The sequence below is a fragment of the Trichocoleus sp. FACHB-591 genome (genome assembly GCF_014695845.1).
GTDB lineage: Bacteria > Cyanobacteriota > Cyanobacteriia > FACHB-46 > FACHB-46 > Trichocoleus.
Map to the genome: position 1 here is coordinate 1 of NZ_JACJPA010000115.1, position 9,742 is coordinate 9,742.

Genomic DNA, 9,742 nt, shown 5'->3' on the forward strand with positions numbered 1-9,742 from the left:
TTGCCTACGAAAGTGGTAGAACTATCTATCAAATCAAGCACGGGATGCTCTCTGAGTATCTCAAGGAGCAACTCAAGCATCCGTCCGTTCAAATGACTTTTGCGTAAGTTCTGCCTGAATAACCATCCCAATAAAGGGTAAAGGATTTTTAGACCTTTCATAGAAGCAACAAAGCGATCACTAGCTATAGGTTGTAGAGAGCGCTTTACGAGCGATCGCCCCGTTGAATACACTGCATACAAACATTGAACAAGACGATCACTGATGTGATTTCAATCGGAATTTGCAGCGGCGTCGGAGCCGCAATCAGCCCAGCCAGGATGAAACCTACACCGACAAAAATAGAGACAATCAGAATCACTTCATCGTCAAATAGCTTCAGACCGACCCATAAGGTGCCAAACCCAAGGGCCCAAAAGATGAAGTGATTCATGGAGTGATCACTAGTGGTGGTTTTTATGATGTCATCTAATGCTTACATCATTTGGCGAATCGGACGGACGATCACTTCGTTAACATCGACATCATCTGGCTGGGACACCGCATACAAGACCGCTCTGGCGATCGCATCTGAAGTTAACGCCGTTTTGCGGAGTTCTTGCAAAAAACCTTTGGATGCATCATCTGTAATATCAGAGCCGAGTTCCGTCTCAACCACGCCGGGGGATATGGTGGTGACGCGGATATTGTTTGACTCCTGCCGCAGTCCCTCGGAGAGAGCCCAAACTGCATACTTGGTCGCGCAATAGACTGCAGCAGTGGGCGCTACCACATGGGCCGCAATGGACGCAGTATTGATGAATTGTCCACCACCTTGTGCTTCCATGATGGGCAGCCCCGCCGCAATGCCATTCAATACACCGTGGATGTTCACGCTAATCATGTGGTCCCATTCCTCGACCTTCAAGGCATTCATCGGCGATAGGGGCATTACACCTGCATTGTTAAAGATCACATCGACACGACCAAATTTGTCTTTGGCGAAGTGAATGAATGCTTTCACATCTTCGCGATCGGTGACATCTAGCGCTTTGAACTCCGCTGTGCCACCCTGTTTGCGGATTTCTTCGGCAATCTTTTCTAACTTTTCGGTGCGCCGCGCCCCTAGAACTACCTTTGCACCGTTCTCAGCCAGCAATTTAGCACTAGCTTCACCAATGCCGCTACTGGCTCCGGTGATGGCAATGACTTTGTTCTCTACGTTCATCATGGTGTGGTTTCTGTTTATTTCGATTAGTGTGAATTAAAGAATCATGCCGCCAAAGGCTTCAATTCTCTGAGCATTCACCCAGCAGTTGTCTTTAGCTAGTAAAGCTGCGGTTGCAGCGACAATATCTTCGGCTTCTGCTCCGTTGCCCGATCCGTCACAATGACATCAGTCCCTTTTGGGCAAGCGACAAAGCGGTATTTTACCCAACCCTCGGCTCGCTCCGGTTATTCAAGCGATTTCTATCATGTCTTGTGTCATTGCCTTATCCTTTCACCACTTTCTCGACTGGGCTCATCATAGGCTCAAGGAGATTAGCGCTGAATACACAAACCTCGCATGTCATTGCCTAATCCTCTCAAGTAAATCTTGCTAAGTGAGAATACTCTCTATAATGAGCGCATGAGCACGGCTGAATCAACCAGGAAGCTAGCATGGTGATTGAAATACTGAAGCCCGGTCAAGCCAAGAATGCGTGTCAAGAACTGGCAGCATTAGTGACTCGGCACACCGCTGCTAAGGGGGATGGTATCCACAAAACCACTATTCCTCATTTGGAGTTTATGCGGGAATCTGTTGTATCGACCGCGATGTGTGGTGTGGCTGAACCAGTTCTCGGTATCGTTGTTCAGGGCAGAAAGGAAGCGTTGCTAGGTGAGGAAGCTTATCAGTATGGCGTAGCTCAATATCTAGTGGTCTCAGTGGATTTGCCGCTCAGTGGATTTGTGGTCGAAGCAACACCAGACAAGCCGTATTTGGGATTCAAGCTGAACTTAGACCCAGTCCAACTCTGCGATGTTATTGCCCATACCCAACTTGGCCCAGATAGAAAAGAAAACTCAGTGAGAGGCTTGTTCATTAGCGATGCTGATGCACCGTTGATTAATTGTGCTATCAGGCTCACACAGCTTTTAGATACGCCACAGGATATTCCATTCCTGGCACCGATGATGATTCGCGAGATCTACTACCGCCTTTTAACAGGTGAACAGGGTGAAGCTGTCCGTCAAATTGCTACCTCTGGCAGCAATATGCAGCGCGTGGCTGAGGTGATTAAACGAATCAAGGCTGATTTCACCCAGTCGCTGCGGGTTGAGGAGCTCGCCGCGCAAGCAAATATGTCTCCGGCATCATTCCATCGCCATTTCAAGCAAGTGACCTCCATGAGCCCGCTGCAATATCAAAAACAGTTGAGGCTATTGGAAGCACGCCGACTGATGCTTGCCGAGAATGCTGATGCAATCAACGCTGCCTATCAAGTTGGTTATGAAAGCCCTTCACAGTTCAGCCGTGAATATTCTCGCCTGTTTGGTGCGCCGCCGATTAAAGACATTGAACGTTTACGCATCACCTAAACATGGCGTTGCTGAAAAGTAATGATCCAACATTCTTTTCAACGGCTTGAACTTCTAGCTCAATTCCGATCGTGTCACTTAGGAGTTTGATATTCTCTGATTTAGCCAACCAAGGTGTAAAGTCTATATCCTCTCGGCTCCAATAAGTTCTCGGCTCTACTTTCTCTCATCGCCCTAGAGGGGGCTTATTCGCTTCTACCATCAAACTACTGCCTCCATAACTTGTTCAGCATCTTTGACACGGATTTCACCACATGACAATTTTGGCAATAGAGCATTGCGGATTGCTATAAGCTTTGAGTCTCTAGCTCGTGAGTCAATCTTAGCTTTCCGCTCTAGGGGTTCAACAAGGCTTTGGTATACAGCTTGAATTGCAAGAGGTGGCAATATGAACCCTAGATGTTCAATCCAAGTAAAGGTTGTTTGAAGAAATCTCCTCTGAGCGAATGTATTTGAGGAAATTCGGCCTAAGGCAACGTGCTTGTACTCAGCAGTTTTTCTTCGTTCGTACCACGTTTAACGTATCCCTAAGTCAGTTCTTGTTTGATCTGTGCGATCGCTTGATGCAGCCCCTCGCTGTGAATCCAGCCGACAAAGCCACCATAAACCATCTGGTCGTTGTAATTTGCTAAGAATACGTGATCGACCCCAACCAAGTTCTTCCAAGTCCTAACCGTAGCTCCATCTCGTAACCGGGCGATCGAGGTAGCGCTGCTGAAGTCGCGATGATGAGCAGGCGTGATGCCCACAACCGTATTAAGAATCGCGATCGCTTGCTGCGTCACTTCCGACAAGGGAGCATCAGTCACCGCTTCACAACCACAACCCTCGGTAATAGTCAATCGCAGTCGGTTCTTGACGTCACCATCCAAAATAATCAGGCTGTCTAATTCAGCCAGTAACTTACCCTGTGGTTCTTGCCGGCGGCGATCGCAGTAGATAGCGGTTAGCAAATTTTCCAACCCCGTTTTTGCGAGGCTCTCGGTAATCAAGCCAGTTAAGCCCAGGACAGCAATGCCGCCCAACATGCCAGCGGGTCCACCTAGAATTGCCAAGGCTGTTGTAATGGCTGCGGCTCCTGTCAACCCAGTGGTTGCCATGACAATCACTAGGACTACCCCAGGCAGCCCTAAAGCTGCGACTTTTTGAATCACTTCATCCATTGTTTGCTAACCTCACCGCTACTTGCTTGCTTAAATGGGAGCCTATTTATTTCAAGTTTGGGTCTCAAATACAGCGGTGCAACGAGGACACCGAATTTGCCCCGCTCTGCCCACTGCAACTCTTAATTGGCCCTGACACTCAGGACAGGAAATGATCGTTTTGCTTTTCGATACTTCCAGAGGCTGGTGAGCGGCAATCACAATTCGAGCACAGGCTTCTGCGTCTGATAGGGCTTGGTGATGCTCCAACTCAATGCCTAAATGCTGGCAAACATTAGGCAACTTGGTGGGACGGATGTTCCAAGTGCAACGAGCCAACTGCACAGTGCAGATGAAATTCTGCTGAGGCTTGATAATTTCATAGGCATCACAGCAGGCGTACAGGACACCCTTATCGAAAGGGGCATTATGCGCTGCAATAAAATCAGCATCCTGGAGCAGAGGAGTGATGTTGGGCCATAGCTCCCCAAACGTGGGTTGCTGAGCCACATCCGGCCAGGTAATTCCATGAATGTGGCTGAACTCAAATCTGCGTCGAGGAGGCCGAATCAGGAAGTGGAGGCGTTGGACAATCTGATGATTCTCAACGCGAATTAGTCCCACAGCGCAAGCACTGCCCCGACCTCGATCTGCTGTTTCAAAGTCTATTGCTACAAACGTTGTCATCTGCTGAGGCAGCCCAAATGTGCTGTCATAAGTAAGGCTCCAAGACTTTTTGCTCAACGCCTAGGGTTTATGAGCAATCGCCCATATGGTCAGCAATAGAGGTGCGACTGAAGCTCTAATCAGCTATACCTCTATTGCAATATGCCCATCCTTGAAGCTGTTGCAACGTTTAGCTTGGGTTCTGCGTGGAGTGCTATCAATGCTCTTGCGACACTTTCTCGACAATTTTGTTGACGAAGTAATTGAGCCGACTTGGGAATACTCAAACTTAGCTTTTTATTTACCACATCTCATGACTTCACGGCTCCAGACAGCAAAACTGCTGCTTCCTTTCGCGATCGCTTTGGCTGGGACTGCTCCAACCCTTCCGTTGGCTCCCCCAGTTGCGGCTCAGGGAGTACAAGTAATAGCCCAGTCACCCCAATCAGAAATTCAAGAGACTGTGATTGAGTACCTGCGAAGGCCAGGGTTGCCTGACCCAACTGTAAAAAGGATTATGGTTCAAGGGCAGTACGCATTAGCAAGTTGGTTAATGGGGGAAGGGGGAGGCCTAGTAGCTGTCGTGAATCAAGATGGTGTTTGGCAGGTCAGACAAGTTGGTGGTGGTATGCCTTCCGCCGAAGCCATCAGTCAGCGGGCTCAAATTCCTCTACAGGTCTCTCGGTCATTATTAAAACGATATACCGCCTCCTCGCAAGCTCCAGTATCTCAAGGAACTGAGCTGCCCATGACGATCAGTCGAGCTGAGGAAGTTTTAGCGATTACTGTTCCTGACCAAAACACAACACGATCCGCTTATGGTGGCAAATTGCGACTTTATGATGTTCACATTGCCAAAATGTTTGAAATCACCCACTTTTTATGCCAACGAGACTCCATTCGTGGCGAGCAGTTCTGGGTATATCGGGCAGGCGGTGGCAGTATCGACATGGGTCGATTCACGATTAGTTGTAGTCTATCCGCTGATATTGCTGCTGCTTATGGGTTAGGCAAAGTAGAACGTACAGACATACGGGTTTCCTATGAAGGTGGGGGAGGAGAAACTCAAACCTATCAAGTTCCGATCTTAAACATCACAGGGGGCAAGGTGGCTCGCTGGATGAGTTTCACGCAAAAATTCCGTCCATCCATTTAAGCGAAGGTCAAACCGTGCAAAAGAGATCGGATCTTCTAAAGCCGAGAGCTAAAAACTGTCCATAAAACATTTTATGGACAGTAAGGCTAAAATGGCTCTATGTCCTCGCCTACAGAGCCCTCTAGACAACTGAATCTTACCTACCGCAGCCAAGAGTATTTGACGCCAAGAGAGGTGCAGCGACTGATTGAAGCGGCAATGCCTTAGCTGCTGCCGATCGCTTGTTAATTCCAATTCAATGCCAGTTTTTTGCTCTTAAAGGACTCGAAGCACTCCTAGATACGATTCAAAGCGTCAAAAAACGGCTCAATCCGAATCTACAGATTTTGGGTGTTCTGCCAACAATGGCCGAGAAGAACACAGTCATGACCCAGGACGTACTCAGCACTCTCAAAAATCAACTGGAAGCAATCAAGATTTTTGACCCAGTTCCGAAGTCTGTGAAGTTTGCAGAATCTAACCTAGCTGGAGAACCCATTCATCAATACGCCGGAGAGTGGCGACTTGTGCAGCCCTATCGAAGCGTCATCCAAGCGATTCAATCGGAGTCCTAACCATGCCTAGACAACGTCCAAGAACCAGCGATCGCATCAATCTTCCTCGCAGCAAAGCGGATGAATACTTTGACTCTGTAGAAGTCAAACCAGATGACCAGGCAACAAGTCAACAAGTCAACCAGCAAGAAAGTCAGCAAGTTGTAGACGACAGCCACCCAACAGAGCCAACAATTTCAGTCAGCCCATCTGCTGACAACCGGAAAAAGCAATCCAATACTCAACCAATATCTCTACCAGACAACAAGTCAGGAAGCCAACAAGTTAACAAGTCAGGAAGCCAACAACCTAAGAAGTTGAAAAAAGCGACTTTTCAACTTGATGAGACATTACTCAAGGAACTAGACACCTTTCACCTCAAGTTGCAACTGGAGTTAGGCAAAGAGAATGCGCCTTATAAGGAAGTGTTAGTAGAAGCAGCGATCGCTCAGTTATTGGAACAATACCAACAGGCTCCAAAAGAGACTTTAGACACGCTACAAACTAGGCAAGCCAATCGAAGCTGAACTGTCTACTTCTTTTGCGAAACCCTTTAAAACTAATCGGCGAAGTTTGATCGTGACTGACTCCCTGTCCTCCCCTGTACCCTTCAATTACGACCGATTCCTCACTGACCTCAAACATCAGATTCGCTCGGCTCAACTTCGAGCCTCAATCGCCATCAACCGTGAGCTGATTCTGCTCTACTGGCAAATCGGTCAGTCTATCTTAGCAAGGCAACGTGAAGAAGGCTGGGGCACTAAAGTCATTGACCAACTGAGTCGAGATCTGGCCAAGGCATTCCCAGAGATGAAAGGCTTTTCCTCTCGCAACCTCAAATACATGCGAACCTTTGCAGAAGCCTATTCAGATGAAGAAGTTGTGCAACGCAGCGTTGCACAATTGCCTTGGCGTCACAACATTGCCTTACTCGAAAAACTCAAAGACGCGGACGAAAGGCTTTGGTACGCCCAACAAGCGATCGAAAATGGTTGGAGCCGGGATGTTTTAGTCCTGCAAATCGAAACAGGGTTGAAAGCAAGAATTGGTGGCGCAACTACCAACTTCCAAAGAGTTCTTCCCAAAGAGGAATCTGATTTAGTTCAGAGCTTACTCAAAGACCCCTATCATCTAGACTTCCTCACCTTGGGTAAGGATGCTCAAGAGCGAGAGCTAGAAAATGCACTCGTTTTACATATTCGCGACTTCCTACTAGAGCTCGGATTAGGCTTTGCTTTTCTCGGTAACCAATATCCGATCGAGGTGGATGATAAGGAATACAAACTTGATCTCCTCTTCTACCACGTTAAACTTCACTGCTACGTGGTGATCGACCTCAAGATGGATGAGTTTCAACCCGAATTCAGCGGCAAAATGAATTTCTATGTTGCAGCAGTCGATAACCTCCTTCGTGCTCCTAACGACAACCGGACGATTGGCATCATTCTGTGCCGCAGTAAGAGCAAAACAACTGTGGAGTATGCGCTTCAAGAAATGGGTAAGCCAATCGGTGTGTCAACCTTTCAACTCAGCGAAACCCTTCCCGAACCCCTCCGAAACAACCTCCCCTCCCCAGAACAACTAGAGATGGAGATTGAGGCGATCGCCACTGACCTAGAGGACAAGGGTGTCAACTAAAGGTTCATTTGTTTGAAGCGGGAGTAGAGGATTCGCAGACCTTCCCTAAAAATAATAAAGCGCTCTCTAGCTATAGGTTGTAGAGAGCGCTTTACGAGCGATCACCCCGTTGAATACACTGCATACAAACATTGAACAAGACGAGCACTGATGTGATTTCAATCGGAATTTGCAGCGGCGTCGGAGCCGCAATCAGCCCAGCCAGGATGAAACCTATACCGACGAAAATAGAGACAATCAGAATCACCTCATCGTCAAATAGCTTCAGACCGACCCATAAGGTGCTAAACCCAAGTGCCCAACAGATAAAATAATTCATGGAATGATGACTAGTGATTTAATATGCCGATGCCTTAGGTACCGGACAAACATTGGAGGACATGCAAGTATAGTATTCTGGCCTAAAGAATCTGAAAACACTCATACTACAAACGTAATCCTGAGTGTTTTTGAAGCCTGAAACCCTCATTCTATCGTTGAGTAATTGCGTACCCCTCGATTGCTAATGGGTTTGCTCATTGTATGTGCAGTTGAGCGGCTTGTTAGGTTAGGCTTACTCATCGATAGCCTTCACGCCAAGCGAAATAGCCTACGAGAAACCATGCCCTTTCCAAAGCTACTTGATTCATAAATGGAAAGGAAGTACTCATACGCTTTGCAAAAGTCTCATACGTATAACTCTTCGGACCACCCTCTTCTGCTACTTTCCAGATTTCACTGTTTACACTCTTAAACTCTTCAATCCAAGTGGCCCTAACATCCGCAGCAACCTCTGGAAATTCCTCGGATAAACGCTGCTCTCTTGAAGTTAGCAACTTCGGCCCCCACTCTACATAAGTGAGAAAAGCCTTATTCTTGACTTCGTTCAAACTTGACTCTTCAAATAACTGCATAGATAGCTTCGTACTTCATAGGTTGAGTCAGTGATTACTGATAAAGCTGGCTGGCTAACGTACAAAGGCGACCCGCAATCCGGTAAAACATCTAGTTTGGCTGGTGTCGATTACTCATCAGCCTGGAGATAGCGCGTCACCTCGATACCAATGTTCAAATTGCCCGCCAGTCGTAGCAACTCAGGCGGGAAGTAGTCACACTGAACTGCCACATCTCGGTCTTCTATCCCAAAGTCCAAGCATATCCTCTCAACACCTGAAAATTTCTGTAGCCGCTCTAGCTCGACTTGGTTAGCCTTGAGAAAAGCGATCGCATCCTCTACTTGCTGTTGTGGGTTACTCATGTCAGCTTGACTCGCAACCATTGAAAACCCAGACCCCTCGTGAACCCGTTTGGCTAACCTGTGCTCACCTCTATGCCAAACGCTGTCAGGAATCAAGGTACTTTGCTGCAAAAACTTGTCTACAGCAAAGTCAAATCCGGTAGCACGGAACATACAAGACATAGAAGTCGAGTGACCCGAAAGAGTTGGATGAGATAAGCTACTTCGGTCTAGATGTGGATAGATAAGAGTATAGGGCGATCACCGCTTTAATGTGGGGTGACTGACGAGAGTCGTAGCTTGCTTCCCGAAGGGTACTCGCTAACACTGGTGTCACAAACCAGCCCCTCCACCACTTCGGGTTCAGTCACAGTGGAGCCAAGGGGAGTCGAACCCCTAACCTTCCGCTTGCAAGGCGGATGCTCTAGCCAGTTGAGCTATGGTCCCATTTGGTGGATTCTGGTCGGAGTTGAACCGACATCTTCCTGCTTGCAAAGCAGACGCTTTTCCAGTTAAGCTACAGACCCCTATGGCAGGAATGGCAGGAGTCGTTCGCGTAGCGTTGCCGAAGGCATTACCTGCATAAAACTGTTTAGAAGACAGTTGCCTTATCCGTTAGGCGACACTCCCATTGTTGGTAGTCCTGATAGGATTCGAACCTACAACCCCTCGCTTGTAAGGCGCTTGCTCCACCGTTGAGCTACAGGACTACGAGAGCGAATGGCGAGAGTCGAACTCGCATCTGGAGATTGGCATACTCCGGTGTTAGCCCTTACACCACATTCGCAAGATTCAAGATTGGAGCGAAAGACGAGACTCGAACTCGTGT

Annotated in this window: 11 protein-coding genes, 6 tRNA genes and 1 pseudogene; 5 read left to right on the plus strand and 13 right to left on the minus strand. The window is 47.8% G+C overall.

Going from position 1 to position 9,742, the window contains the following annotated elements:
* Positions 1–205: 205 nt before the first annotated feature.
* Together H6F90_RS26225 and H6F90_RS26230 are read right to left on the minus strand one after the other, a co-directional pair.
* Positions 206–433, minus strand: a complete 228-nt coding sequence (locus H6F90_RS26225) for a hypothetical protein (protein WP_190554986.1) — start codon at positions 431–433, stop codon at positions 206–208.
* A 42-nt stretch (positions 434–475) separates the two neighbouring features.
* Positions 476–1,210, minus strand: a complete 735-nt coding sequence (locus H6F90_RS26230) for an SDR family oxidoreductase (RefSeq protein WP_190554987.1) — start codon at positions 1,208–1,210, stop codon at positions 476–478.
* 431 nt (positions 1,211–1,641) lie between these two features.
* Here H6F90_RS26230 and H6F90_RS26235 point away from each other — a divergent pair, with 431 nt between their 5' ends.
* Positions 1,642–2,562 carry an AraC family transcriptional regulator gene (locus H6F90_RS26235; protein WP_190554988.1) on the plus strand — a complete coding sequence of 307 codons (921 nt, stop codon included), beginning with the start codon at positions 1,642–1,644 and terminating at the stop codon, positions 2,560–2,562.
* A 527-nt stretch (positions 2,563–3,089) separates the two neighbouring features.
* Here H6F90_RS26235 and H6F90_RS26240 read toward each other — a convergent pair.
* Both H6F90_RS26240 and H6F90_RS26245 read right to left on the minus strand, forming a co-directional pair.
* Complete coding sequence (locus H6F90_RS26240) at positions 3,090–3,725, minus strand: hypothetical protein (protein ID WP_190554989.1); 636 nt, start codon at positions 3,723–3,725, stop codon at positions 3,090–3,092.
* A gap of 51 nt (positions 3,726–3,776) precedes the next feature.
* The gene (locus H6F90_RS26245; protein WP_190554990.1) at positions 3,777–4,391 is read right to left on the minus strand and encodes a 3'-5' exonuclease; all 615 of its coding nucleotides are present in this window, start codon (positions 4,389–4,391) and stop codon (positions 3,777–3,779) included.
* A gap of 199 nt (positions 4,392–4,590) precedes the next feature.
* Between H6F90_RS26245 and H6F90_RS30255 the strand changes: the two genes are divergently transcribed.
* From H6F90_RS30255 to H6F90_RS26265, 4 genes and pseudogenes are all read left to right on the plus strand, one after another.
* A complete protein-coding gene (locus H6F90_RS30255; protein WP_199296191.1) occupies positions 4,591–5,526 on the plus strand; it encodes a hypothetical protein in 936 nt (311 codons plus the stop codon).
* Positions 5,527–5,735: 209 nt separating this feature from the next.
* Positions 5,736–6,080, plus strand: a pseudogene (locus H6F90_RS26255) (ParA family protein); the annotation flags it as partial.
* Between the two features lie 2 nt (positions 6,081–6,082).
* Complete coding sequence (locus H6F90_RS26260; RefSeq protein WP_190554991.1) at positions 6,083–6,586, plus strand: hypothetical protein; 504 nt, start codon at positions 6,083–6,085, stop codon at positions 6,584–6,586.
* 52 nt (positions 6,587–6,638) lie between these two features.
* On the plus strand, positions 6,639–7,697 hold the full coding sequence (locus tag H6F90_RS26265) for a PDDEXK nuclease domain-containing protein (protein WP_190554992.1): 1,059 nt from the start codon (positions 6,639–6,641) through the stop codon (positions 7,695–7,697).
* Positions 7,698–7,788: 91 nt separating this feature from the next.
* Here H6F90_RS26265 and H6F90_RS26270 read toward each other — a convergent pair whose 3' ends face one another.
* The 9 genes from H6F90_RS26270 to H6F90_RS26310 form a co-directional block, all read right to left on the minus strand.
* On the minus strand, positions 7,789–8,016 hold the full coding sequence (locus tag H6F90_RS26270) for a hypothetical protein (protein WP_190554993.1): 228 nt from the start codon (positions 8,014–8,016) through the stop codon (positions 7,789–7,791).
* 238 nt (positions 8,017–8,254) lie between these two features.
* The gene (locus H6F90_RS26275) at positions 8,255–8,590 is read right to left on the minus strand and encodes a hypothetical protein (protein ID WP_190441265.1); all 336 of its coding nucleotides are present in this window, start codon (positions 8,588–8,590) and stop codon (positions 8,255–8,257) included.
* Positions 8,591–8,700: 110 nt separating this feature from the next.
* The gene (locus H6F90_RS26280; protein WP_190554994.1) at positions 8,701–9,096 is read right to left on the minus strand and encodes a DUF4279 domain-containing protein; all 396 of its coding nucleotides are present in this window, start codon (positions 9,094–9,096) and stop codon (positions 8,701–8,703) included.
* A 92-nt stretch (positions 9,097–9,188) separates the two neighbouring features.
* Positions 9,189–9,284: transfer RNA gene (locus H6F90_RS26285), tRNA-His, on the minus strand.
* Positions 9,285–9,286: 2 nt separating this feature from the next.
* Positions 9,287–9,360 (minus strand) — tRNA-Ala (locus H6F90_RS26290).
* A gap of 3 nt (positions 9,361–9,363) precedes the next feature.
* Positions 9,364–9,440, minus strand: a tRNA-Ala gene (locus tag H6F90_RS26295).
* A gap of 3 nt (positions 9,441–9,443) precedes the next feature.
* Positions 9,444–9,543, minus strand: a tRNA-Arg gene (locus tag H6F90_RS26300).
* A 5-nt stretch (positions 9,544–9,548) separates the two neighbouring features.
* Positions 9,549–9,623: transfer RNA gene (locus tag H6F90_RS26305), tRNA-Val, on the minus strand.
* A 5-nt stretch (positions 9,624–9,628) separates the two neighbouring features.
* Positions 9,629–9,700: transfer RNA gene (locus H6F90_RS26310), tRNA-Gly, on the minus strand.
* Positions 9,701–9,742 lie beyond the last annotated feature (42 nt).